Origin of the sequence: Psychromonas sp. Urea-02u-13, from assembly GCF_002835995.1 — a bacterium.
Taxonomy (GTDB): Bacteria; Pseudomonadota; Gammaproteobacteria; order Enterobacterales; family Psychromonadaceae; genus Psychromonas.
The window spans coordinates 1-25,248 of record NZ_PJBZ01000048.1; the positions used below are offsets into that span (position 1 = coordinate 1).

Consider the following 25,248-nt stretch of genomic DNA (forward strand, 5'->3'; position numbering starts at 1 on the left):
TAATGCCCCTCATTTCTTCTGCGCTACAATAAAACAAAAACTCAAAAAACAGACAAAAAAAATCCTGCAATTTGCAGGATTGTTTATTTATTGCTGTAAAAGCTTAAAACGCTAATACAGGCTCAATATATTGTATTGGAGATTCGCTAACTGACTCTTCAAATGTCACCATTTCAAACGCTTCTTGGTCAGCTAATAATGCACATAAAAGTTTATTATTTAATGAATGACCTGTTTTAAAGGCAGTTAGATGGCCTAAAATAGTGTAACCAGAGAGATAAAGATCACCGATTGCATCTAGTACTTTATGTTTTACAAACTCATCTTCGTAACGTAAACCATCTGGGTTTAAGACACGAAATTCATCTAAGCCGATTGCATTGTCAAGGCTTGCACCTAATGCTAGGTTGTTTGCTTGAAGTTGCTCAACACCTTTCATGAAACCAAACGTTCTTGCTCGGCTGATCTCTTTTACAAAAAGATCCCCTGAGAACTGCATTTCAATGTGCTGATTTTGTCCTTCAAAAACAGGATGATCAAAGTCAATTTTAAAGTCTAAACTAAAACCTTTATTTGAAGGGCTTAGTTCAGCAAATTTACCTTCTTTTTCATCTTCAACACGAATCGTCTTTTTCACACGAATAAATTTTTTCGGTGAGTTTAACTCTTCAATGCCAGCAGACTGTAACAAGAAAATAAATGGACTTGCGCTACCATCCATAATTGGAATCTCAGGTGCATCAACATCGATAATAATATTATCAATGCCAAGACCAGCAAGTGCAGCAGACAAATGTTCTACTGTTGATATTTTCTGACCGTCATCATTCACTAAACAGGTACAAAGAAGTGTCTCTTGTACTGCTTGTGCGTGTGCCTTGAAAGTCACAACCGGGCTAAGATCAATACGACGATAAACGATACCCGTGTTTGCAGGCGCAGGATGTAACTCAATCGTTACTTTATTTCCTGAATGTAAACCAATACCAGTTGATTTAACACTTTTCTTTAATGTTCTTTGTTTAATCATCGTATCCCCTTTATTATTTTTATTTTTTAATTCTCAACAGTATATCAGTTTGCGATTTACATCACAAACATGACTATATCTCTGCTGATCAATTTTACAAAATATTACTAATCTGCTTGCTTGCGCAAAAAGGCAGGAATATCTAAATAACTACCTTCTGGTTTTGCAACTTCAGGCACTTCTTCAGTAATTACTTTTCCTGCTGCAACTTCTTCTGCAACAACGGCAGTTTCAACAACTTCACTCGCAACGGCAGTTTCAGCTTTAAGAGTGGGGTTTTTAACCACGGTTAAATCTGATTTACGCTCACCTAAGCCAGTAACAATAACAGTAACATGTAAGTCAGCACTATCAATTGATGGGTCAACAGTCACACCGATAATGATTTGTGAATCATCAGATGCAAATTCACGTAAAGCATCACCCACTGTCTCGTATTCATCCCAGGCAAAGTCCATACCAGCAACGATATGTACTAATACACCACGCGCATTAGAAAGGTCTACATCTTCAAGTAACGGACATGAGATAGCTTGTTCTACAGCTTCTTCTGCACGCTCTTCACCTGATGCAATACCAATACCCATTACCGCTGTTGTACCTGCTTCCGTCATAACAGTACGCACATCAGCGAAATCGATATTAATGGTACTTTCTTCGTTATTAATAATGGCAGAAAAACCAGAAACTGCATCATATAAAACGCCATTGGCAGCTTCTAATGCGCCAAGGAAAGTAACACCTTTAGGTAATGACTTTTGTAACTTGTCATTCGGTATAATTAACAAAGAATCGATATGCTCAGACAAACGTGAGATACCTTGGTTTGCATAATTAATGCGTTTTTTCCCTTCAAAGAATGAAGGTTTTGAAACAACACCAATCGTTAATGCACCCAATTCTTTTGCTACTTCAGCTACAACAGGAGAAGCACCAGTACCTGTACCACCGCCCATGCCCGCTGCAATAAAGACAACATCAGCACCGGTTAACAATTCACGAATTGTTTCTTTGTCTTCTAATGCTGACTTATAACCCACTTCAGGGTTTGCGCCCGCACCAAGACCATTAGTAATCGTTGATCCTAATTGTAAGCGAACTGTTGCTTTCGATTTTCGTAATGCTTGAGCATCAGTATTCATCACAATAAATTCAGCGCCAGTAAGCCCTTGGTCGATCATATGGTTAACGGCATTACCGCCACCACCACCAACACCAACAACTTTTATAACGGCTTGCTGTTCATACTCTTCATCAACAATTTCAAACATTTGATCTTTTTCCACTTTATTTAAGTCTTCAGACATAATTCGTCTCCATGGTATTTAAACTATACCCACTAATATTCCTTTTTTACCCAACTTTTTATTTTATTTAAAAAGAGGCTAAAGCGATTTTCATTCGGCTCTTCCTGGCCTTCGCTAAATTCATCATTTTTGTAGCGTAATAACCCAAGGGCAGTTGAATAGGCGGGAGATGCAATATCGTCCACTAAGCCTTGCACATTTTCTGGTATGCCAATACGTACTTGCATATTATCAAAAACTTGCTCTGCGACTTCAACCAATCCCCTAATTTGTGCGCCACCACCTGTTATTACGATACCGGCTGCCAGCTGTTGCTTTAAGCCCTCAGGATCATTTGCAAATCCTAACTTGTAAATTTCTTTTTTGACTAAACCTAATAATTCACTGTAACGAGGCTCAATCACATCCACTAAAGTATGTCGTTCGAGCGATCGACTAGCACGTCCGCCTACGCTAGGTAGTTCAATCGTTTCATCAGAGCTAATACCTTCTCTCGACAAACTGCCGTATTTTATTTTCACTTCTTCCGCTGAAGTCGGTGGAGTACTAAATGCGATAGCAATATCATTCGTAACCGAGTTACCAGCGTAATCCAGCACACCACTATGGCGTAGCGCACCCGCAAGGTAAACTGAGATGTCCATGGTGCCACAGCCCATATCAACGACACAAACACCTAATTCTTTTTCGTCCTGACTTAATATTGCCGCGCTTGATGCAACACCTGAAAAGGTCAATTGATCAACCTGTAAATCACAACGTTCAACGGCTTTTTCTAAATTTTTAACTAAATCATTATGACAAGTAATAAGGTGTACATCTGCTTTTAACTTAATGCCCGACAACCCGAGGGGGTTGTTAATACCACTTTGAGAATCAATTGAGTATTCCTGAGGAATAACATGCAATAGACGTTGATCATCACGTAACTTAATAGAACGTGCGTTATGGATAACACTTTCAATATCAAAGCCAGTGACTTCATGATCGTCAATAGCCCATGTACCCGATTCATTCAGTGACTCAATATGAGAACCAGAAATCGACAAGCTGACAGAGGAAACTTGGCAATTAGCCATCTCTTCTGCACGTTTTAGTGCTTTTTTAATGGCGATAACAACAGAATCTAGATCCGTTACGGCACCTTTATCAACACCTTTAGAATATGATTCACCAATACCCACAATGTTAATTTTTTCATTGTCGAGTAACTCTCCGATTAACACGACAATTTTATGGCTACCAATATCTATACCAACGGTGTAATCACTTTCCATATTCTCGTTATACCTTAAATCATTTAATTAGCGAAAGTTCGTTTTTCCAACCTATCGCAAAGCCTGTATCATATCGTAAATCAATATAATCTATCTTATTAACATTATATTTTTTATCTATTAAGGGGTAAACAGTTAAGAATCGTTGAATTCTATCTAATTTCTGCTCTTTTCCTAGACGTAATATAATACCATTTTTTAATGTTAGTGATGTTGCTTGCCGTTGATCATTACTTAATGCAGCAATAACAAAATCATTCACCTTTAATAACTGATGCAGTTTGATATAGGTGTTTAACACCTCTCCAGCCAGTTCGTTATTACCGTATAATGCGACATATTTCTGCACAGTGCTATCAGGTGGTGCATCAACGATTTCACCAAAACGATTTAACAATGCAATATCATTCCACGTAGCCACAATTGACTGCTCAACGACGTGTATTTTTAATGTTTCAGGCCAACGTTTTCGAATAGAAACGGAGTAAACCCAAGGCATCGCTTCTAATTCTTTCTGTATTTGTGCAATTTCAACCGTAAAAAAGTTAAGTCGGCCTTCTTGTTGAATCAATACTTCACGTACTTTATCGAAAGTAATATGAGTATCATCACCGGTTAAAACCAATGCACTGAGTGGCACCGATTTTTCATCTGTTATCCACTCTTTTAAGCTGAAAAAACTCAACTGTAACAGGTAAAGTAATGCGACAAAGAAGAAGATACTTATCCACTTTGTAAAGCTTACCTGTTTTAGTTTTAGCCACATAATATCTTACTTATACTGTCTGTTTGAGAATTTCTTCGACGAGTTGCTCAAAACTATAACCTGCTTGTTTAGCCGCTTTAGGCACTAAACTCGTTGGGGTCATCCCCGGCACCGTATTGACTTCGAGCAAATTCCATTTCCCCTGCTCATCAAGCATAAAATCAACACGTCCCCAACCAGTACAACCGATAGCATTAAATGCGTCAGAGGCAATCTGGTTGAGTTCTGCTAACTTTTCTTCATCTAGTCCGCAGGGGCAAAAATACTGTGTTTCTGTTGATTGATATTTAGCTTGGTAATCGTAAAATTCATTTTCTGTGTGCATGCGAATAGCAGGTAACACTTTACCATTAAGCATAGAAACGGTGAATTCTTGTCCGGTTATCCAAGACTCTAATAAGACTGTATTATCAAACTTAAACGCATCATCTAATGCAGTGATTAATTGCTCGGCACTGCTTACCTTTGCCATGCCAATACTAGAGCCTTCATTGACTGGTTTTACCATTACCGTACCCGATAAGCGACCTAGTATATCCGCGCATTGGGATGGATCAAAGCTTTCCTTGAGAATAACTTGATAATTCGCAGTAGGTAGCTGATAACTTTGCCAAATTTGCTTAGTTTTTGATTTATCCATGGCAATAGCGGAGCTTAAAACATCACATCCCGTGAAAGGGATACCCAGTGTGGTTAAAAAACCTTGGATTACGCCATCTTCGCCACCACGCCCATGCAATGCAATGAACGCACGGTCAAATCCTTGTTTCTTTAATAAGCTAATATCATCGATTTTAGGATCAACGGCAATAGCGTTAATACCTTGATCAACTAAGGCTTTTAATATTGCGTTTCCCGACGCTAAAGAAACTTCACGTTCAGCACTGAAACCACCCAATAAAACCGCTACTTTACCAAAATCTACCGTCATTATTTTTCGCCTACTTGTTTCATTTTTTCAATGTCTAATTTTAGATCCGCTAATATTTTCACTACCGCGCCGATATTACCTGCGCCCTGTGTTAATACGATATCGCCTTCACCAATAACTTGTGCAAGCATTGCCGGTAATGCTTCAGGGGAAGCCACAAAAATAGGTTCTTTACCGCTATGTTGACGAATCGTACGACATAAAGAACGACTATCAGCACCAGCAATAGGGGCTTCGCCGGCGGCATAAACATCTAATAATAATAATTGATCAACTTGCCCTAATACATGTGCAAAATCATCATAAAGATCACGTGTGCGACTATAACGATGTGGTTGATAAGCCATCACTAAGCGTTTTTCTGGCCAACCTTCACGCACAGCATTAATAGTTGCTTGCACTTCTGTTGGGTGATGACCGTAATCATCAACTAACATTGCACTACCATTACCTGTTTCAAATTCACCGTATTGCTCAAAACGACGGCCAATGCCTTCAAACTCGCCTAACGCTTTAATAATGGCATCATCATTAATTTCATCTTCCATTGCCACCGCAATAGCAGCAGCTGCATTTAAAGCGTTATGTTTACCGGGAAGGTTAAGCTCTATTTTCATGTCGTCTTTATTAACACGATGTATAATAAACTCACTACGATTAGTAATTTGCTTAAATTCAGAGATGCGTACGTCAGCTTGCTCATGAAATCCATAAGTGACACATTGGCGTGCAAATTGAGGAATTAATTCTTCAATGACTTCATCATCTAAACATACAACGGCAGTACCGTAAAAAGGTAAGTTTTGAATAAACTTAACAAAAGTCGCCTTCAATACATCGAAGCTACCTTGATAAGTATCCATATGGTCAGCTTCAATATTAGTGACTACAGAAACCATTGGTTGAAGATGTAAAAATGACGCATCACTTTCATCGGCTTCTGCGATTAAATAGCGACTTTGCCCTAATTTTGCATTAGTGCCTGCACTGTTGAGTAGACCCCCAATAACAAACGTTGGATCTAAACCGGCTTCACCGTAGATACTCGCAATCAAGCTTGTGGTCGTTGTTTTACCGTGTGTACCAGCAACGGCAACACCGTGACGGTAACGCATTAATTCGGCTAACATTTCAGCACGGCGTACCACGGGAATGCGCGCTTGCTCTGCCGCTAATAACTCTGGATTTTCAGGATTGATTGCCGTTGATACAACCACCACTGAAGCGCCATAAATGTTTTCTTGTTGATGACCAATATGAATTTCAGCACCCAGCGCACGTAAACGTGTTACCACAGGGTTTTCTGCAATATCAGACCCGGTAATTTTATAACCTTCAAAAGCAAGGACTTCAGCAATGCCCCCCATACCAGCACCACCAATACCCACAAAGTGGATCTGTTTTACACGGCGCATTTCAGGAATCATGGTACGTATTTGTGCAAGTTTAATTTTTTTCATAATGAGTTAATACTTTTATGTTATGGGTTAACGATTTGTTCACAGATAGCTGCAACACGCTCGGTGGCATCAACAATGGCCGTTTGTTTACTCTTTGTCGACATATCGATCAGCAAGTGTCTATTTTGGCTGAATGATTGCAAATAATCACTTAATATTTTTGCATTTAATTGTTTTTGAGGTATCAATATCGCAGCCTCTTTATTGACTAAATCCTGTGCATTTTTAGTTTGATGATCATCTACTGCGTGAGGCAAGGGAATAAAAATAGCCGGTAATCCAACCACTGCAATTTCTGATACTGTTAATGCGCCAGCACGGCAAATAACAATATCTGCCCAGGCATAGCTTTTATCCATATCAGTAATAAATTCTTGTACATCAGCGTCTAATGATTTCGCTTGATATGCCTCTTTAACCTGCTGAAAATGTCCTTTACCGGTTTGATGTATTACCGCTAACGCATTCTCTGGAAATTGTGCCAGTACATCAGGTAATAAGTCATTTAATACTTTGGCGCCTAAACTGCCACCCACCACTAATACTTTAAGTGCAGCATCGGGTGCTGAGATGACTTTTTCTGGTAATTCGATAACACTTTCACGTACCGGATTACCCACTAAAATAGCTTTCTCATCTGTAAACGCGCCAGAAAAGCCCATTAATACTTGTTTAGCAACTTTGGCTAAAATACGGTTAGTCAACCCCGCGGCTGCATTTTGCTCATGTAAAATAACCGGAATACCGAGAGACCAAGCAGCAATACCACCCGGGCCACTCGCAAAGCCACCCATGCCAAGCACTAAATCAACGTTTCTTTTTTTCAATACTATACGTGCTTGCAATATTGATTTGATAATACGCAGTGGCGCCATTAATAAACGTTTAAGACCGTTACCGCGCACTCCCGCTATATCAATGAAATCAATTTCATAGCCATACTTTGGGACTAAATCAGCTTCCATACGATCTGCAGTGCCTAACCAACTAACATGCCAATGTTGTTTTTTTAATTTATCAGCGACTGCAAGCCCAGGAAATACATGACCGCCTGTACCACCCGCCATCACTAATAATGTTTTTTTATTGTTCATCTGTTTTACTCTCTAGCGCTTTCTTTTTTGAGTCACTTTTCTTTAAACGTAACGGAGAAGCCGCAATGCGCGTTTCAAAATCGATACGAAGTAGCAAGGCAACCGCTATCGCAATTGAAATAAGGCTTGAGCCTCCATAACTAACAAGAGGCAGTGTTAACCCTTTGGTTGGTGCAATACCGGAAGCTGCACCAATGTTTACCGCCGTTTGGAAAAAGAACCAGATAGCGATACCAATGGCAACATACCCAGCAAACACTAAGGGTGTTTTTAATGCCAAAGCGCGTTTACCAATCGAGAAGGCTCTATAAACCAGCGCAAACTCTAAAATGATCACAATGCTTACGCCAATAAAACCTAACTCTTCTGCTAATATCGCCATGATAAAATCGGTGTGTGCTTCAGGCAGGTATTCTAATTTTTGTACTGAGTTTCCTAAACCTTGTCCAAACCAACCACCTCGACCAAAAGCCATCAAAGATTGTGTTAACTGATAACTGCGCCCGAATGGATCAGACCAAGGATCTAAAAATCCGACTACACGCGCCATACGATACGGAGACATCACCACTAACGCGACGATCACCGCCAGTAGAGAAACAATAATGGCAATAAAATTAACTAACTTTGCGTCGGCAATAAACAACATGCCCATCATCACAACCACAATTACAACCGTTGATCCTAAATCAGGCTGTAATAACAACATGATTGAAAATAGCGACAATACAACGAGCGGTTTAATAAACCCTTTGATCGTGTCTACCACTTCTTCCTGTCGACGCACTAAATAACTGGCGAGAAAAATGACAATGGCTAATTTAGCAAACTCAGAGGGTTGAACATTAACCGGACCAAGGCGTAACCAGCGTATAGAGCCATTAACTTCTGTGCCAATTACTAACACCGCTAATAATGCCGTTAAAGACAGGATTAATATAAGCATTTGACGCTTATACCAAAAAGAGAAAGGCACATTAACAATACCCGCAATTAAGGTTAAGCAGATAAAAACATACAAGGCTTGGCGTTTTAAAAAACGAAAGGGATCATTTGATAACGCAATACCTTCAGGGATAGAAGCAGAGGCCACAATCACCATGCCAATACACATCAATAACAACACAATCACCAATAACGGTTTATCATAAGGCTGATTGCTATCATCAAAAGTAAACAGAGCGCGTAATTTTTGCATTATTTTTCACCCAGAATAAGGTGATTCACTAATGTTTTAAAATGTTCGCCACGTGCCATAAAATTGGGGTACATATCAAGGCTTGCACAGGCCGGGCTTAAGATAACTAAATCCCCCGCGTTTACTGTGGATGCTATTTCAATAATGGCAGCACTAAGATCAGCGACAATAATAGATTGTGGATTGGCAGCATTAATCTTGATGGCATCAGCGCCAAAACAGCAAATAGTGCCTTTTACTTGTGTTAAGAAAGGGCTTAAATCCGTAAAATCAGCGCCCTTACCTTCACCACCTAAAATAAGGTGTACCTCGCCAGAAATAGTCTCAGACAACCCTTGTAAGGCAGCCTGAGTGGCGCCGATATTAGTGGCTTTAGAATCATTAATCCAACGTACGCCTAAGTGCTGCGCAACAAATTCACAACGATGTTCTAGCCCAGTGTAAGTTGTCAGAGTCGTTAGCATTGCCTGCAACTTTAAATCAACAGCATCACCGAGTGCGATGGCTGCCAGTGCATTTAACCAGTTATGCTTTCCACTGAGTTTTAATTGCGTTACCGCTAATAGTTTTTGCTCGCCTTTCGTTAAATAATGGCTGTTATTCGTGTCACTAATAATATGATAATCAGCATCGTGAAAAGCAAAGCTTTTGGCCATTTTCATTTCATCGCGGACAAACGTAAGTGAATCTTCACTATTAAAGAGTACGATTTTGGCCTGTTCATAAATACGATGTTTTGTATCGATATAATGCTGATAAGAGTCATAGCGGTCTAAATGATCTTCACTAAGATTAAGAATGGTCGCGATATCAGCATTTAAGGAATAAGTTGTTTCAAGTTGGAAACTAGAAAGCTCTAAGATATACAAGTCAATGTCTGGGGACAGTAAATCTAATGCAGGAATACCAATATTGCCACCAACAGCGACTTTTACACCGCTATTGATCGCCATTTCACCTAATAAACTGGTGACGGTACTTTTTCCGTTTGAGCCTGTGATCGTGACACATTTGGCATGCTGGTATGCTTTTGTTTTTAACATACGTGCAAACAGCTCAATATCTCCAATAACTTCACAGCCAAACTGAATAGCAAACTGTAATGCGGGTGTCGCGAGTGCAATGCCAGGGCTTGAAACAATCAACGTAAAAGCACTAAGAGACTCACCACAAAGTGGTCCTTTGATTAACTCAACGTCAGGTGCTAATTTATCTTCACCAGGTGGCGCCTGGCGAGTATCAAAGACACTCACGGCATAACCCTGCGCGAGCAAAAAGTTAACACTTGCCAACCCGGTAATGCCGAGGCCTAAAACAGCGACCTTTTTTTGTAAATGTAGTTGTGCCATTTTAACGTACTTTTAAAGTAACAAGACCAATCAAGACCATGACAATCGTGATGATCCAAAAACGCACAATAACACGTGGCTCTGGCCAACCTTTTTTCTCATAGTGATGATGAATAGGTGCCATTCTAAAAATACGTTGCTTACGCATTTTATAAGAGCCCACTTGTAAGATCACCGAGAGGGTTTCGATAACAAAAATACCGCCCATGATCACCAATAGAATCTCTTGGCGTACCAAAATGGCTATCACACCTAATAATGCGCCTAATGCTAATGAACCCACATCGCCCATAAATACTTGTGCAGGGTAAGTATTAAACCAAAGAAAGCCTAAACCCGCGCCGACGATAGTGCCACAAATAATCACTAACTCGCTGGCCTTAGGAATGTAAGGGATATAAAGATACTGTGCATAATTTACATGGCTGGTTAAATAAGCAATCAGTGCAAAAGCAGCCGCTACCATTACCGTTGGCATAATAGCCAAGCCATCTAATCCATCTGTCAAATTAACAGCGTTACTACTGCCTACAACCGTAAAATAAACCAGTGGGATAAATAACCAACCTAAATAAGGCATATATTCTTTAAAAAATGGCACAACAAACGTCAATTCAGCAGGAGTCGTCGATGTCAGCATTAATATAATAGCGAGTACAATTGCGCACACCGACTGCCAAAAATATTTCCAGCGTGCAATCAGACCATCAGGGTGTTTACGTACGACTTTAAGGTAGTCGTCCATAAAACCAATCGCGCCAAAAGCAAGCATAGTAAACAACACAATCCACACATAATGGTTATCTAAACGTGTCCACAATAATGTTGAAAGCGTGATAGCAGCAAGGATCATAATACCGCCCATCGTTGGCGTACCCGCTTTGCTAAAATGCGATTCAGGACCGTCATCACGTACGATTTGTCCAATTTGCTTAGATTGCAAATAACGAATCAATTTAGGACCAACCCAAAGTGAAAATGTAAGCGCCGTTAATACAGCCATTACCGTTCTCACTGACAAGTAAGTTAATACATTAAGAAATGTAAACTGACTTGAAAAAAGATCTGCTAGCCAAACTATCATGGTGTTATCCTATTTTTGATTGCTTAATATAAGCAATAATTTCTTCCATTTTAGTGCCACGAGAGCCTTTAACTAAAACAGTTGATTTTTGATTTGAAATTTGTGGAAGATATGTTTGCAAATAGCTTGTTAATGCTTTTTTATCTGCAAAGTGTAATGCGTTTTGGAGGCTTTTTTCAGTAAAAGCATGATGTGTAAATTCTGTTAATGAGCCCACCGTAAATAAATTGTTAATCTCTTTTTCTGCTGCATATTCACCCACACTGCGATGTTCTTGCTCACTGTATTTTCCAAGCTCGCCCATATCAGCAAAGATTAATGTTTTTTCGCCACTGCATTGTTCAAGTAGGTCAATAGCTGCCTTTAAAGATGCGGAATTAGCATTATAAGTATCATCAATAAGCGTCAGGTGCTCATCAACTTTACAGCTGTTCACTCGCCCTGCGACTTGGTGAACTAAAGCTAACCCTTTGTGAATCGTGTTTAAATCACAGCCTAATACAATCGCCATACAAGCCGCCGCTAACGCGTTACTAATATTATGTTTACCAGCAATGTTTAAGCTAATCACAACAGTGTTTTGCGCATAGTTGAGAGTGAAAGTTGCATAGCCTAAATCATCAAATTTAATGTTCGAGGCAAAGACCGTCGCTTTCGCGTCATGTTGTGAAAAAGTAAAAACCTGACTTTGCTGTTTTGTTAATTGTTGCACATAATCTTGTGCAAATTTTGCATCAAGGTTAACAACGCCAGTGCCCTCTGTTGTTAGACTCGACCAAATTTCGCCTTTTGCTTTTGCAACGCCTTCAATACTACCAAACCCTTCAAGATGTGCGGGCATGACGTTGTTAATTAAGGCAACATCAGGTTTGGCTAAATTTGCTGTATAAGCAATTTCACCTTGATGATTGGCTCCAAGCTCAACAACGGCAAAATTTGTTTGTTCGGTTAAACGCAATAATGTCAGCGGTAAACCAATGTCGTTATTAAAATTACCAGCTGTCGCTAATACAGAGTCTTCAGCATCACTTGCGCTGTGCGCATTTAAAATACTGCTTAATAACTCTTTGGTGGTTGTTTTACCGTTACTACCAGTAATAGCAGCACATTTTAAATGCGCTATTTTAGACTTCACATAGGCACTGAGCTGACCTAACGCAATACGTGTATCTTTAACTAAAACAGCAGGAAGAGAAGTCTGACTCTTGTTATGGATGATAAGGGCTTTAGCGCCGGCTTGCTTTGCTTCAGCTAAGAAATCATGCGCATCGAAAGAAGCGCCTTGCAAGGCAAGAAATAGACAACCTGGTTGGATATTACGTGTATCTGTACAGATATTATCAATGACTATCTGAGCATCGTTAACATAAGTTAACTTACCAGCCGTTGCGCTAGCAATTTCAGATAAAGTTAATGAAATCATAAATCAGCCTTTTTATTTTCTAATAGTTGTAACGAGGCTAATAAGACTCTATCACTATAATCAATGCGCTTTTCGCCAATAATTTGGTAATCTTCATGGCCTTTACCGGCCACTAAAATCAAATAATTTTTCTGTACACTATTTAGTAACTCAGTGATCGCCGTTTTTCTATCATGAATACAATCAACACGTTCAGGGTGTTTAAACCCAGCGAGAATGTCATCCATTATTTGTGCAGCGGGTTCTGTGCGGGGGTTATCATCAACTAAAATGACTTTATCTGCAAAGGCTTCAGCTACTTTTGCCATTTCAGGACGCTTTCCTTTATCTCTATCACCACCACAACCAAAAATGCAGATTAAACGCCCCATTTTTGTATGTTTTTTCAACGCGACTAGTGCTTTCTGTAATGCGTCCGGTGTATGCGCGTAATCAACCACAAAGGTAGTCTCGCGTGCAGGAAAAATATATTGTTCCATTCTTCCGGCGACCGTATCTAACAAAGGTAACGTTTTTTCAATATCTTGAATGGAAAAATTTTCACAAAGAAGTTGTGTGATAACAGCCGCTAAATTTGAGACATTAAAATCACCGTAAAAAGGCGCGTCTATTTTTCCAGCTCCCCAAGATGAATCAAACTCGAAAGATAAACCCTGTGCTAAATAGTGAATATTCGTGATCGTAACATAACGGTGTGATAGCGTTTTCTTACCCGTAGCGCTGTAACTGATAGCATCAGGATAATCCGAAAGCCAAGTCGCCCCGATTTCATCATCTAAATTAATAATACGTTGCTGAATTGGAAACTCATTAAAGAGCCTTTTTTTAGCGTCCGCATATTCTTGCATCGTGCCATGATAATCAAGGTGATCACGCGTTAAATTAGTAAAGATGGCACTGTGAAAAGGTAACGCAGAAACACGTCCTTGAACCAAACCATGTGATGATACTTCCATTAATGTATATTTTGCGCCCTGCCATTGATAATTATTAAGGCAAGAAAAAACAGATAACGCATCTAATGTGGTATTTAAACTTGAGGTTAATTGACCAAACAAACCATTACCAATGGTGCCCATTTGTGCACTGGTCTGGTTAAGTAAGGTTAAACTATTGGCTAATAAACTGGCAATCGTGGTTTTTCCGTTGGTGCCCGTAATCGCAATCACTTTATGGCAGTCTTCAGCAGGAAAATAGAAACGATAAGCGAGTGCACTCAGTGCTTTTTGTAATTGATAAAAATGCACGATAGCGACATCTTTATCATAAGAAATATTACCGTGCTCTTGTGCGTTTTTAGTTTCCGATAAAACCATGCCTGCACCCAAGGAAATTGCATTACCGATAAACTGACGGCCATCGAGCAATGCACCTTGCAAAGCAATAAATAAGTCATCTTGTTTTACATGACGACTATCCAGTGTCATGCCGGTCACACTCAGTGAGACACTATTCGGTAATGTTAACCATGGCGATAATAACTCAGTCACAGGATGGATTAATTTATTGGGCATCATTTAATTGATCCAGTAACGTGTAGCGTGTGTCTTCAGCATCAGGGCGTACATGGCTAAGCAACAGCGCACTTTGCATGACAGATGAAAAGACAGGTGCCGCAACATCGCCAGCATAATATCTGTCTCCCTGCGGTTCATTAATCATCACAACAATCGAAAAACGCGGATTACTGGCTGGTGCAAGACCAGCAAAGATAGCAACATAATCATCTCCATAACCACCGGCTTCTGCCTTACGAGATGTACCTGTTTTACCCGCTATACGATAACCTTCAACTTTGGCTTTACGGGCTGTCCCGCCTTTTTTACTCACGCCTTCCATCATATGCACCACTTCTAAGGCTATATTTCTTGGAATGACTTGCTCACCTTCGCCTGGGTTATCTGTTTTCAAAATGGTTAATGGGAATCTTTTACCCCCGCTGCCCAAGATGGCATAGGCTTTTGCAATTTGTAATGTTGTTGCTGTAATACCGTAACCAAATGACATGGTTGAAAGCTCAAAATCAGACCAGCGATGGCGAATAGGTAAACGCCCAACACTTTCACCGATAAGGCCAATGCCGGTATCGTTACCTAGGCCAAAATCAGCAAAAGTCTGTTGTAATTTCGACGCTTTTAAACGTAACGCCAATTTACTAACACCCATATTACTGGATTTTTTCAGGATCATGGCAAGATCAATTTTACCGTAATTTCTAGCGTCACGTACTATCCGTCCACCCAAAGACATTCGCCCTGGAGAGGTATTAATTATTTCATCAATACCCACTTTTTTATAAACAAGGGCACTCGCAACAACAAAAGGTTTAACCGTAGAGCCTGGCTCAAAAGTATCCGTTATTGCACGATTTCTCATTTTATAAGGTTGATATTGGCTACGATCATTGGGGTTAAATGAAGGGAAATTTGCCATCGCGTATATTTCACCGGTGTGCACATCTAACACAACGATTGAACCTGAAGTTGCTTTGTTCATTTTTACCGCACGTTTAAGCTCGCTATAAGCGACCGCTTGAATACGTTGGTCAATGCTTAATTGCAGGTTACCCGCCGCTTTTTTAATTTTTAAGACTTCAATATCATCAATAACATTGCCTAGTCTGTCTTTGCGTACGCGTTTTTTACCCGTTTGGCCTTGGAGGTAAGTATTGTAACTTTTCTCAATACCTTCAATGCCCTGCGCATCAAGGTCAGTTAAGCCAATAATGTTTGCATTAATTTCACCGGTTGGATAATAACGATGTGATTCAAGTTGATTAGCAATACCCGCTAATTTTAATTGTTTAACATAGTCAACAATAGGGATATTTACTTGGCGTTTAAGATAAACAAAACGCGCATTAGGTCTTCTGACTATTTTAACTAATTTTTCAAGCTTAATACCTAAGACTTCAGCCAGCGCAGGCCATTTTTTAGACTCAAAGAATTTTGCTTTTTTGTATTTTACTTTTCCAGTGCGTGCATTCTCAACAGCGCTTGCTTGCCACTCTTCATCATTAAACGCATAGGCGGCTTTTACCGCTTTTGGATCCACCCAAATAGCATAAGCAGGCACACTAATAGCCAGCTCTTCACCATTACGATCTGAGATATTGCCACGATGAGTGACTGATTTTGTAACACGCAAGCTACGTTTATCAGCTTCTTTGGTTAAATATTCAGGCTCAATAACCTGAATATACGCCAAACGACTAATAAGTAGCACTGCGATAACAGTAATAGCAACAGAAACAAAGACGTAGCGCCATGACGAAAATGCATGGTAGACCTTCCGTGGTTGCGCCTGTTTAGCTCTTTTTTTTCTGCTCTGAGTCCGTTTCATTTTTATGGAATTTCCACTAATACACTGTTATTTTTGGTGGGTTGTGACATTGAAAGCTTTTCCTTTGCTATACGTCTGATGCGACTGTGCTCGTCTAACGTATGCTCTTCGAGCAACAAATTCTGCCATTCAATCATTAAGTTATCTTTTTGTTGTGCTAATTGATCTTTTTGAGTGACCAACTTTCGTGTTTCATGGGTAATATAAACATTATAAAAAGCACTAAATAACAGCACGATCCCCAGTAATATCACGGCAAAATATCGGCGTAGATCGGCAACAATCAATAATAATAAATTGTCACGCGTTACACTCAATTATTCGCTCTCTGGCTGTGCAATTTTCAATGCAACACGTAATACAGAACTACGCGCACGGGGATTCTCATCGACTTCACGTGCACTTGGTTTTAATGCTTTACCCAGTCCTTTCAATGTTCTTCCAAACTGCATTTGAGCATCCGTTAACGGTAATCCCGGTGGATATTCACGGCCTTTTTCTTCTTTACGAATAAAGCGTTTAACAATACGATCTTCAAGAGAATGGAAGCTAATCACCGACAGTTGACCACCGACAGCAAGAATGTCCAATGCGCCGTCTAATACTTTATGAATTTCTTCAAGCTCACTATTTACGTAAATGCGAATCGCTTGGAAACTGCGCGTTGCGGGATGTTTTTTCTTTTCACGTTTAGGGCACAGACGTTCAATCAATTGCGCAAGATCTAAGGTACGTAAGAAAGGTTTTTCTTCACGATCTTCAACAATGGCACGTGCAATACGGTAAGCGAATTTCTCTTCACCAAAGGTTTTTAATACCCAACTAATATCTTCAACATCCGCTTTTGCTAACCAATCAGCAGCACTGATACCCGATGTTGGATCCATACGCATATCTAATGGGCCGTCACGCATAAAACTGAAACCACGCTCAGCATCATCAAGTTGTGGTGAAGAAACACCAAGATCCAGTAAAACGCCGTCTATTTGCCCAGCTAAATCAAGATCTTTTACATATTCAGCTAAACCCGAAAAAGGCCCGTGAACAATCTGAAAACGCGGATCTTGCTTCATTAATTCTTCGCCAACGGCAATCGCACGCGGATCTCTATCAATGGCTATCAAACGTCCATTTTCGCCTAAGCGATCTAAAATATAACGAGAATGTCCGCCACGACCAAAAGTACCGTCAACATAAATGCCGTCTTTCTTAAGGGCTAAACCGTTGACTGCTTCGTCTAATAAAACTGTAATATGCTCTGCCATTATAATGAGAACCCTTTTAAACTTTCTGTTAATTGATCGTCAGATGGTAAACCGATAAGTAGATCAGCTTCGACTTGTTGCTGCCACATATCTTCATCCCACAATTCAAATTTATTAAACTGACCGACTAGCATGACTTTTTTTTGTAATTTTGCATGCTTTCTTAAAGTGGGCGCAATCAATAAGCGCCCTCCTTTGTCTAATTCAGTTTCCGTTGCATATCCTAAGATTAATCGTTGTACACGACGTTCTACATCGTTAGTACTTGATAATGCGCTTAACTTTTTTTCTATCACTAACCATTCATTTAATGGATAGAGTAATAAGCAAGGTGATTGTAAATCAATAGTGCACACAAATTGACCTTGGCAGGAATCCATCAAGCCATCACGATATCGTGTTGGCATGGCGATCCTTCCTTTACCATCAATGTTAATTGCGTTTGCACTACGTAACATGACCACTAAGCCCTGACTTATTAATAAATGTATGCACTTTTATTGTATATTAGCGCGGATTAAGGGGAAAAGTTCCACTTTTAGACACTTTTTACCACAATAGATCAGGAAGTTTAATAAAGTGCACCGTTTTTGCAAGTAAAGGATCTTTTATTTTAATGACTTTCATCACACAAATATGATCTAACAGTTCAAAACAGGTGAATATTGAGTTAGATAACTAGAAATTATTAAAATAGTGAATTTATTATCAAACATGGTACTGGGATGCTTGGACGTGATATAGTTCGCAATTAACCGTTTTATTTAAAAAGGACACTCCTTTGTTAGACCAAGAATTAAAAGCATTTGTGATAACACAAATCGAAGATATGAAAGCAAAAGAAATCACTATTATTGATGTTTCAGGCACTTCTGACGTAACTGATACAATGATTATTTGTACTGGTAACTCAAAACGCCACGTTCGTTCAATTGCAGAGCAAACAGCACTAGCAGCAAAACGTGCTGGTGATGCACCGATTGGTGTTGAAGGCTTAGAAGGTAGTGAATGGGTACTAGTAGATTTAGGCAATGTTGTATTACACGTAATGCAAGATGAAACTCGCCAATTTTACGACCTAGAAACACTTTGGGGACACACTGCTTAATGAAAATTCAGTTAATCGCAGTCGGCACCAAAATGCCCGACTGGGTTGAAAAAGGATATCAAGAGTATGCACGACGCTTTCCTAAAGAGTTACAACTTGAACTACTTGAAATTAGTGCAGGAAAGCGTGGTAAAAATGCGGATATAAAACGCATTTTAAAAAGAGAGGGAGAATTAACCCTCGCTGCTATCCCCAAGGGTAATAAAATAGTCACCCTTGAAGTCACTGGTAAACCATGGACAACCGAGCAATTAGCGGGCGAAATGAAAAAGTGGCAGTTAGATGCACGGAATATCAGTTTGCTCATTGGTGGACCAGAAGGACTTGCTCCAGAGTGTATTGCTAAATCGGAACAACGTTGGTCGCTTTCTGCGCTTACGTTACCTCATCCGTTAGTACGCATCATTGTGGCCGAAGGTTTATATCGTGCTTATACACTAACCATTAATCACCCCTACCATCGCGAGTAATTTGTGGCAAGAAAACGAGTCAGTATACGTAACCACTCAGCTGAGTCTGCGCTTTTTATGCGCCGCACATTGGTGGTTTTTATCGCAATTATCTTTGCGATTGGGGTATTAATTACCAATCTTTATTATCTGCAAATCAACTCCTTTGAAAGCTTTCAGACTCGTTCCAATGATAACCGTATCAGCGTACAGACAGTCCCCCCAAATCGTGGTCTTATCTACGATAGAAATGGCATTATTCTTGCCGAAAACAGACCCGTTTACAGCTTACAAGTTGTGGTTAGAAAAACCAAAAACCTCAAACAAAAAATCAATAAAATGCGTAATATGCTGGATCTTACTGAGCAAGAAGTTGAGCTTTTTTATAGCCGAAATCGTTACTCTCGCTCCTATAGACCCATACTATTACGTGACCAATTAACCACCGAAGAGGTCGCGCTGTTCACAGTGAACCAACATAACTTCAAAGGTTTCTCCATCAAAGCTAACCTAAAGCGTTTTTACCCTTTTGGTGATTCGTTTACCCATGTTTTAGGTTATATCGCGAAAATTAACAGTAATGACCTAAAACGCATTGAAGAGAAAGGCGAGACGGCACGTTATCGTGGTACGCATTTCATTGGCAAATTAGGTATTGAAAAATATTACGAAGAAACATTACACGGACAACCAGGACAACGCCAAGTTGAAGTAGACAGTTGGGGGAAAGTTATTCGTGTGCTTAGTTTCACCCCACCTACGCCAGGCAAAGATATTAAACTGAATATTGATATCCAGTTACAACTTAAAGCGCAAAAATTACTCGGCGATACGCGTGGTAGTGTGATTGTGATGGATACACGCACCGGGGGGATTTTAAGCCTAGTCTCTAACCCGAGTTATGATCCAAACTTATTTGTACAGGGCATTAGTAGCAAAAAATATAATGCGCTTTTAAACTCCAAAGATAGACCGCTTATAAATCGAGCAACCCAAGGACGTTATCCGCCTGCATCAACCATTAAACCACAAATGGCACTTCTCGCATTAGATACCAAAGTCATCACCGAACATACCAAAGTAAAAGATCCAGGTTGGTGGATTGTGCCCGGTAGTAAACGACGTTTTCGTGATTGGAAGCGCTGGGGTCATGGCGAAGTTGATGTCAATCATGCGATCGAGCAAAGCTGTGATACTTTCTTTTACGATACTGCTTATAAGGTCGGCATCGATAGAATTAATCCGTTTATGCAACTGTTTGGTTTTGGACATTATAGTGGATTAGACATTGGTGAAGAGACCAAAGCTATCATGCCATCAAGAGAATGGAAACGCGCACGCTATAATGCGCCTTGGTACGATGGTGATACTATTTCTGTGGGTATCGGACAAGGTTACTGGACAGTCACACCTATTCAACTTACTCAGGCCACCGCGATTTTAGCCCGAAAAGGGGAAGTGATCACACCACAAATATTACACTCTATTGTTTCTAAAGGCGGGTCATTTACACCGCCTTTAGAAAGATCAGAACCGATAAAGTTACAAGATGAACATTATTGGGAAATTGCATTAAAGGCAATGTATGGCGTTACCAGTAAAAAAACAGGCACAGCACATCGTGCATTTGCTAAAACGTCCTATACAGTGGCGGGTAAGTCAGGCACCGCACAGGTCATTAATATGAAAGAAGGTGAAGAGTATGACGCAGATAAAATTTCTGAACATCACCGAGATAATGCCATGTTTGTCGCCTTTGCACCCTATGAATCACCGGAAGTGACTGCCACAGTAATCTTAGAGAATGCAGGTGGCGGGAGTACTAATGGAGCCCCAATTATTCGTGCGCTCTTTGATGAGTATTTTGATCATATAAAACCTAAAGAACGAGTGAGCTTTTAAAATGGTAAGTACCAAAGCACAAAAAAGTATCTTTTACCGTTTGCATATTGACCCATGGTTATTACTCGGTATTTTATGTTTAATGACATTAAGCCTAGCCACACTTTATTCTGTTTCTCCCGACTGGGTCGTACCACAACTCATTCGCTTAGGCATTGCTATTAGCGCCATGCTGGTCATGGCACAAATACCGCCTGGCGTTTACCAACGCTGGACCCCTGCTATTTTTGTTATTTGTGTCCTTTTATTAGTCGCAGTATTGGTTATTGGACATACGGGTAAAGGCGCACAACGCTGGTTAGACTTAGGTTTCACTAAGTTTCAGCCCTCAGAAATAATGAAACTCATCATGCCTTTTGCGGTTGCTTATTTTGTTAGCCAATACACCCTGCCGATTAAATTCAGCAAAGCCATCGTTGCACTCATTATTGTTATTGTGCCAACGTTATTAATCGCTAAACAGCCAGATTTAGGCACCTCTATATTAGTGGCCTCTTCGGGTCTTTTTGCGTTATTTCTCTCTGGCATATCGTGGCTTTATATCGGCATAGCTATCACCGCCATACTCGCATTCGCACCCATTTTATGGTTTTACCTGATGCATGATTATCAGCGAGGACGTGTTTTAACCCTGTTTAATCCCGAGGCAGATCCGTTAGGTGCCGGTTATCATATTATTCAATCTAAAATTGCCATCGGCTCAGGTGGAATGTGGGGAAAAGGTTGGCAACAGGGAACACAATCACAGTTAGAATTTTTACCTGAACGCCATACTGACTTTATTTTTTCAGTGTTCTCTGAAGAGTTTGGCTTTGTTGGTATTTTACTGCTGTTAACTATCTATTTATTTATTATTGGTCGTGGTTTGTGGATTGCGAATCAAGCACAAGATGCGTTTACTAAGTTAGTCGCGGGCAGTATTATCCTGACCTTCTTTGTTTACGTTTTTGTAAATATAGGCATGGTGAGTGGCATATTACCGGTTGTAGGCGTGCCATTACCTCTAATCAGTTATGGTGGCACCTCAATCGTTACCTTACTCGCCGGCTTTGGTGTATTGATGTCATTTAATACCCATAAAACATTTAATACTAAATACTGATAATGTAAGAGACATAATGAAAAAAAATTTAAAGATTGCTACCACTTTATCGGTGCTTGTTTTACTCACCAGCTGTAGTTCAAACCGTTATCAATATAGCGATGATCATCAGCCAGATGATATTCCTCCGCTTACCCATATTGAAGATGTGGTGCCACGTTATGAGCCCTATTCTCGTGGTGGCAATAAAGATTACCGCGTACGTGGTATTGATTATAAAGTATTAAAAGATGTCACAACCTTTACAGAGCAAGGTTATGCTTCTTGGTACGGCAATAAATTTCATGGCCACCTGACGTCTAATGGTGAACGCTACGATATGTTTGCAATGAGCGCAGCTCATAAAAACTTACCACTGCCAAGCTATGTGAAAGTCACTAACCTTGAAAATAATAAACAAGTAATTGTACGTGTTAATGATAGAGGCCCTTTTCATGAAGGCAGAGTGATTGATCTTTCTTACGCGGCAGCTAATAAGCTCGATATCGTCAAGACAGGTACAGCGAAAGTGAAGGTAGAATTAATACATTTTACTGAAGCGCAGAGTGAGCATAAAACAGATTTTTTGAATGGTTATTTCTATGTGCAGTATTTAGTTACATCACAAGCGGATAAAGCCAAATTACTCGGTAAAAAACTCAGCAAACAACATCAAGTAGAATACGCAACGGTGAAAGATAAAACCAACTACCGATTACGCTTAGGCCCTTTAAGTAATGAAGCAGAGGCAAAAAAACTGCTTAATAACCTACAGGTTGATTATCCTAACGCCTTTATTGTCCAGCAAAAGAAACGCTGATAGCGAGTAACTCACTATCAGCGTCATTATTTGAATAATTGGTATGTAAACGTAATTATTCAAAGGTCACTATTTAAAGCGTAGCTTCTGTTAAATTTTGTAAGTTACGTTCTTTTTTAACTAAGCCGTATCCAACAATCACTAACACTGATTGGAACACCATCACAGCCGTCATCGCAACAACACCATAATCACTGAATAACGAAACAACCGCGCTTGCCACCATGCATAACATCATCTGTAAAAAGTTCATTAAGCCAGATGCTGATGCACTGTTTTCTTTAAAACCCACTAACGCATTATTCGCAACAATCGGATAAATTGCACCATTAGCAGCAGCCATAAAGCACATTGGAATTAATAGTGGGATAATACTGCTTTGCTCTGTTGTCATTGCAACAGCAAACATCACAATAACACTGATGATAAATAGCTTTAATAACCAAGGTAATATCTTTTCACTACCATAACGTGCAAGTAGCGAGCGACACGTATAACCACCAACAATAAAGGCAACGGTTTGAGGCAAGTAGCTTAGGCCGATATCCGTACCTGAATATCCCATTGCACTCATAGCAAAAGGAGAGCCGGTTAACCAGGCAAAAAAGGCAGCAGAACAAGCTGCATAAATAACCATATTACCACTGAATTTTGTAGATTTTAGAATGGTCATATAAGTTTTGAAAACAGAAACCGTTTGTTTTTCTTCTGCCACTTGTGGCTGACTTTGCTGTGCATTGCTGAAATCAATCAAGCTACTGCGGATCATCCAAACAACACCAATCGCTAATAAACAATAAAATATACTCTGCCAACCAAATTGTGTTTCAAGCAGTGCGCCAACGATAGGTGCTAAAGCAGGTGAAAGTGCGACTAAAGGCATCACAGTTGCAAAAATACGTTGTGATGTTTTCTCATCATATTTTTCGATAACAAAAGATTGCCAAATAATCGTGGCACCAGCAGCACCGATTGATTGTACAAATCGTCCCGCCAATAACAATTCAACACTATTTGTCATCGCACAGATAATGGTACCAACACTGAAAATAGCTAAGCTCGACATTAATACCGGTTTTTTACCGAATTTCTGACTTAATGGACCATAAACCAATTGACCGATTGCCATACCTAACAGGAAGATACTTAACGACCAGCCAATCATTTGGCTACTTGTCGATAAATCTTGACGCAAAATATCAAATGCAGGGAGATACATATCAGTTGCAAGAAAGCCTAACATGCTTAATCCTGATAACCAGATATAGGGTATTTTGCTTTGTACTGCCGTGTTTACTTTATCCATTTTATTCTCAGTTTATTGAATTTCACACAGTATATTCTTGCATTAGTAAGCAATAAAACGGTATATTTTAACCTTTGCCTTCAAAAAAGTTGATGTGTATGTTTTCCAACCATGATTTAGTTGTTATTGATGCCGTTGCCCGCCGTGGAAGTTTCACTGCGGCCGCTGATGAATTGCACAAAGTACCCAGTGCAATAAGCTATACGGTTAAAGTGATTGAAGACAAATTAGGTGTTTTTCTGTTTAAACGTTTACACCGTAAAGTACAGCTCACCCCCGCGGGAGAATATTTTGTCACCCAAGCAAGGTCACTGCTTAAGCAGATGGGAGAAATCAAACAGCAAACACAACGTGTTGCAAATGGTTGGCAAAGTAGTGTTTCCATTGCACTTGATAATGTTGTGCATGAATCCTCTGTAAACCAATTAGTCGCTGATTTTTATCAAGCTTTTCCCGACATTGAATTATTACTGACCATGGAAGTGTTTAATGGTGTTTGGGATGCGCTTGCAGATGGCCGAGCAGACATTGCCATTGGTGCAACTTCTGCAGTACCTATTACAGGTGGGGTTGCCTACCGCTCAATGGGAGAGTTATGTTGGGATTTTGTTGTCAGTAAAGACCACCCTCTTGCACAACAAATTGAGCCTATAACAGATCAACAATTGATTGATTTTCCGTGTATATGTTTGGAAGATAGTGCGAGGAAATTGCCCAAACGTGCAACCTGGTTGGTCGATAATCAGCGCCGTTTAGTGGTACCAAATTGGCACAGTGCTGAGCAGTGTTTTATTGCCGGGTTAGGCATAGGTGTTATGCCTGCACATCGTGCGATACCATTAATTGAACAAGGTTTGCTCATTAAAAAAGAGTTATTAAATAAAGCGGCTAATAGCCCTTGTTGTCTAGCATGGAAAGATGAGCAACTCCCCCCCGCAGTAAAATGGTTATTAAACTACTTAGGGGATAGCGAGAAACTACACCAGCAATGGCTGGCATAAAAAGAAGTGATAAGCGGGAAGGCTAGCATGCAGGAAAGCTGCTAGCCTTAAAAAA

General features: G+C 39.9%; 23 protein-coding genes. 6 read left to right on the plus strand and 17 right to left on the minus strand.

Annotation, left to right across the window (positions count from 1 at the left end):
• Positions 1–103: 103 nt before the first annotated feature.
• From lpxC to mraZ, 16 genes are all read right to left on the minus strand, one after another.
• Entirely contained in the window at positions 104–1,030 is a 927-nt protein-coding gene (lpxC, locus tag CXF74_RS07170; RefSeq protein WP_101081734.1) for a UDP-3-O-acyl-N-acetylglucosamine deacetylase, read from the minus strand.
• A 107-nt stretch (positions 1,031–1,137) separates the two neighbouring features.
• Positions 1,138–2,337, minus strand: a complete 1,200-nt coding sequence (gene ftsZ, locus CXF74_RS07175) for a cell division protein FtsZ (RefSeq protein ID WP_101081735.1) — start codon at positions 2,335–2,337, stop codon at positions 1,138–1,140.
• A 32-nt stretch (positions 2,338–2,369) separates the two neighbouring features.
• Positions 2,370–3,614 carry a cell division protein FtsA gene (gene ftsA / locus CXF74_RS07180; protein WP_101081736.1) on the minus strand — a complete coding sequence of 415 codons (1,245 nt, stop codon included), beginning with the start codon at positions 3,612–3,614 and terminating at the stop codon, positions 2,370–2,372.
• A gap of 19 nt (positions 3,615–3,633) precedes the next feature.
• On the minus strand, positions 3,634–4,380 hold the full coding sequence (locus CXF74_RS07185; RefSeq protein WP_101081737.1) for a cell division protein FtsQ/DivIB: 747 nt from the start codon (positions 4,378–4,380) through the stop codon (positions 3,634–3,636).
• A 10-nt stretch (positions 4,381–4,390) separates the two neighbouring features.
• Positions 4,391–5,311: a D-alanine--D-alanine ligase gene (locus CXF74_RS07190; RefSeq protein ID WP_101081738.1), complete on the minus strand. Its 921-nt coding sequence runs from the start codon at positions 5,309–5,311 to the stop codon at positions 4,391–4,393.
• Positions 5,311–6,771 carry a UDP-N-acetylmuramate--L-alanine ligase gene (murC, locus tag CXF74_RS07195; RefSeq protein ID WP_101081739.1) on the minus strand — a complete coding sequence of 487 codons (1,461 nt, stop codon included), beginning with the start codon at positions 6,769–6,771 and terminating at the stop codon, positions 5,311–5,313. The genes CXF74_RS07190 and murC overlap by 1 nt, the downstream gene beginning before the upstream one ends.
• A 20-nt stretch (positions 6,772–6,791) precedes the next feature.
• Positions 6,792–7,865, minus strand: a complete 1,074-nt coding sequence (gene murG, locus CXF74_RS07200) for an undecaprenyldiphospho-muramoylpentapeptide beta-N-acetylglucosaminyltransferase (protein WP_101081740.1) — start codon at positions 7,863–7,865, stop codon at positions 6,792–6,794.
• Positions 7,855–9,063, minus strand: a complete 1,209-nt coding sequence (gene ftsW, locus CXF74_RS07205) for a putative lipid II flippase FtsW (RefSeq protein WP_101081741.1) — start codon at positions 9,061–9,063, stop codon at positions 7,855–7,857. The genes murG and ftsW overlap by 11 nt, the downstream gene beginning before the upstream one ends.
• On the minus strand, positions 9,063–10,412 hold the full coding sequence (gene murD, locus CXF74_RS07210; protein WP_101081742.1) for a UDP-N-acetylmuramoyl-L-alanine--D-glutamate ligase: 1,350 nt from the start codon (positions 10,410–10,412) through the stop codon (positions 9,063–9,065). The genes ftsW and murD overlap by 1 nt, the downstream gene beginning before the upstream one ends.
• A gap of 1 nt (position 10,413) precedes the next feature.
• Positions 10,414–11,496 carry a phospho-N-acetylmuramoyl-pentapeptide-transferase gene (mraY, locus tag CXF74_RS07215; RefSeq protein ID WP_101081743.1) on the minus strand — a complete coding sequence of 361 codons (1,083 nt, stop codon included), beginning with the start codon at positions 11,494–11,496 and terminating at the stop codon, positions 10,414–10,416.
• Between the two features lie 4 nt (positions 11,497–11,500).
• Positions 11,501–12,919, minus strand: a complete 1,419-nt coding sequence (locus tag CXF74_RS07220; protein WP_101081744.1) for a UDP-N-acetylmuramoyl-tripeptide--D-alanyl-D-alanine ligase — start codon at positions 12,917–12,919, stop codon at positions 11,501–11,503.
• On the minus strand, positions 12,916–14,436 hold the full coding sequence (murE, locus tag CXF74_RS07225; protein WP_198552810.1) for a UDP-N-acetylmuramoyl-L-alanyl-D-glutamate--2,6-diaminopimelate ligase: 1,521 nt from the start codon (positions 14,434–14,436) through the stop codon (positions 12,916–12,918). The genes CXF74_RS07220 and murE overlap by 4 nt, the downstream gene beginning before the upstream one ends.
• Entirely contained in the window at positions 14,423–16,261 is a 1,839-nt protein-coding gene (locus CXF74_RS07230) for a penicillin-binding transpeptidase domain-containing protein (protein WP_232772467.1), read from the minus strand. The genes murE and CXF74_RS07230 overlap by 14 nt, the downstream gene beginning before the upstream one ends.
• A 2-nt stretch (positions 16,262–16,263) precedes the next feature.
• Entirely contained in the window at positions 16,264–16,578 is a 315-nt protein-coding gene (gene ftsL, locus CXF74_RS07235) for a cell division protein FtsL (protein ID WP_101081746.1), read from the minus strand.
• Positions 16,579–17,526 carry a 16S rRNA (cytosine(1402)-N(4))-methyltransferase RsmH gene (gene rsmH, locus CXF74_RS07240; RefSeq protein ID WP_101081747.1) on the minus strand — a complete coding sequence of 316 codons (948 nt, stop codon included), beginning with the start codon at positions 17,524–17,526 and terminating at the stop codon, positions 16,579–16,581.
• Entirely contained in the window at positions 17,526–17,984 is a 459-nt protein-coding gene (gene mraZ / locus CXF74_RS07245) for a division/cell wall cluster transcriptional repressor MraZ (RefSeq protein WP_101081748.1), read from the minus strand. Before mraZ ends, rsmH begins: the two co-directional genes overlap by 1 nt.
• A 323-nt stretch (positions 17,985–18,307) precedes the next feature.
• Here mraZ and rsfS point away from each other — a divergent pair, with 323 nt between their 5' ends.
• From rsfS to CXF74_RS07270, 5 genes are read left to right on the plus strand one after another with little or no spacing between them, the layout of a single operon-like run.
• Positions 18,308–18,634 carry a ribosome silencing factor gene (gene rsfS, locus CXF74_RS07250; RefSeq protein ID WP_101081749.1) on the plus strand — a complete coding sequence of 109 codons (327 nt, stop codon included), beginning with the start codon at positions 18,308–18,310 and terminating at the stop codon, positions 18,632–18,634.
• Positions 18,634–19,104 carry a 23S rRNA (pseudouridine(1915)-N(3))-methyltransferase RlmH gene (rlmH, locus tag CXF74_RS07255; protein WP_101081750.1) on the plus strand — a complete coding sequence of 157 codons (471 nt, stop codon included), beginning with the start codon at positions 18,634–18,636 and terminating at the stop codon, positions 19,102–19,104. Before rsfS ends, rlmH begins: the two co-directional genes overlap by 1 nt.
• 3 nt (positions 19,105–19,107) lie before the next feature.
• A complete protein-coding gene (gene mrdA / locus CXF74_RS07260) occupies positions 19,108–20,985 on the plus strand; it encodes a penicillin-binding protein 2 (protein WP_101081751.1) in 1,878 nt (625 codons plus the stop codon).
• Position 20,986: 1 nt separating this feature from the next.
• Entirely contained in the window at positions 20,987–22,087 is a 1,101-nt protein-coding gene (gene rodA / locus CXF74_RS07265) for a rod shape-determining protein RodA (RefSeq protein WP_101081752.1), read from the plus strand.
• Between the two features lie 16 nt (positions 22,088–22,103).
• Positions 22,104–22,886 carry a septal ring lytic transglycosylase RlpA family protein gene (locus tag CXF74_RS07270; RefSeq protein ID WP_101081753.1) on the plus strand — a complete coding sequence of 261 codons (783 nt, stop codon included), beginning with the start codon at positions 22,104–22,106 and terminating at the stop codon, positions 22,884–22,886.
• Positions 22,887–22,959: 73 nt separating this feature from the next.
• Here CXF74_RS07270 and punC read toward each other — a convergent pair whose 3' ends face one another.
• Complete coding sequence (gene punC, locus CXF74_RS07275) at positions 22,960–24,192, minus strand: purine nucleoside transporter PunC (RefSeq protein WP_101081754.1); 1,233 nt, start codon at positions 24,190–24,192, stop codon at positions 22,960–22,962.
• Positions 24,193–24,290: 98 nt separating this feature from the next.
• On the opposite strand from punC, the gene punR reads away from it, so the two are divergent.
• Positions 24,291–25,193, plus strand: a complete 903-nt coding sequence (gene punR / locus CXF74_RS07280) for a DNA-binding transcriptional activator PunR (RefSeq protein WP_101081755.1) — start codon at positions 24,291–24,293, stop codon at positions 25,191–25,193.
• Positions 25,194–25,248 lie beyond the last annotated feature (55 nt).

Excerpts from the sequence above, each read along its gene's own strand:
- lpxC (WP_101081734.1), bottom strand. The coding sequence starts at position 1,030 with ATGATTAAACAAAGAACATTAAAGAAAAGTGTTAAATCAACTGGTATT.
- ftsZ (WP_101081735.1), bottom strand. The coding sequence starts at position 2,337 with ATGTCTGAAGACTTAAATAAAGTGGAAAAAGATCAAATGTTTGAAATT.
- ftsA (WP_101081736.1), bottom strand. The coding sequence starts at position 3,614 with ATGGAAAGTGATTACACCGTTGGTATAGATATTGGTAGCCATAAAATT.
- CXF74_RS07185 (WP_101081737.1), bottom strand. The coding sequence starts at position 4,380 with ATGTGGCTAAAACTAAAACAGGTAAGCTTTACAAAGTGGATAAGTATC.
- CXF74_RS07190 (WP_101081738.1), bottom strand. The coding sequence starts at position 5,311 with ATGACGGTAGATTTTGGTAAAGTAGCGGTTTTATTGGGTGGTTTCAGT.
- murC (WP_101081739.1), bottom strand. The coding sequence starts at position 6,771 with ATGAAAAAAATTAAACTTGCACAAATACGTACCATGATTCCTGAAATG.
- murG (WP_101081740.1), bottom strand. The coding sequence starts at position 7,865 with ATGAACAATAAAAAAACATTATTAGTGATGGCGGGTGGTACAGGCGGT.
- ftsW (WP_101081741.1), bottom strand. The coding sequence starts at position 9,063 with ATGCAAAAATTACGCGCTCTGTTTACTTTTGATGATAGCAATCAGCCT.
- murD (WP_101081742.1), bottom strand. The coding sequence starts at position 10,412 with ATGGCACAACTACATTTACAAAAAAAGGTCGCTGTTTTAGGCCTCGGC.
- mraY (WP_101081743.1), bottom strand. The coding sequence starts at position 11,496 with ATGATAGTTTGGCTAGCAGATCTTTTTTCAAGTCAGTTTACATTTCTT.
- CXF74_RS07220 (WP_101081744.1), bottom strand. The coding sequence starts at position 12,919 with ATGATTTCATTAACTTTATCTGAAATTGCTAGCGCAACGGCTGGTAAG.
- murE (WP_198552810.1), bottom strand. The coding sequence starts at position 14,436 with ATGATGCCCAATAAATTAATCCATCCTGTGACTGAGTTATTATCGCCA.
- CXF74_RS07230 (WP_232772467.1), bottom strand. The coding sequence starts at position 16,261 with ATGAAACGGACTCAGAGCAGAAAAAAAAGAGCTAAACAGGCGCAACCA.
- rsmH (WP_101081747.1), bottom strand. The coding sequence starts at position 17,526 with ATGGCAGAGCATATTACAGTTTTATTAGACGAAGCAGTCAACGGTTTA.
- mraZ (WP_101081748.1), bottom strand. The coding sequence starts at position 17,984 with ATGTTACGTAGTGCAAACGCAATTAACATTGATGGTAAAGGAAGGATC.
- rlmH (WP_101081750.1), top strand. The coding sequence starts at position 18,634 with ATGAAAATTCAGTTAATCGCAGTCGGCACCAAAATGCCCGACTGGGTT.
- rodA (WP_101081752.1), top strand. The coding sequence starts at position 20,987 with ATGGTAAGTACCAAAGCACAAAAAAGTATCTTTTACCGTTTGCATATT.
- CXF74_RS07270 (WP_101081753.1), top strand. The coding sequence starts at position 22,104 with ATGAAAAAAAATTTAAAGATTGCTACCACTTTATCGGTGCTTGTTTTA.
- punC (WP_101081754.1), bottom strand. The coding sequence starts at position 24,192 with ATGGATAAAGTAAACACGGCAGTACAAAGCAAAATACCCTATATCTGG.
- punR (WP_101081755.1), top strand. The coding sequence starts at position 24,291 with ATGTTTTCCAACCATGATTTAGTTGTTATTGATGCCGTTGCCCGCCGT.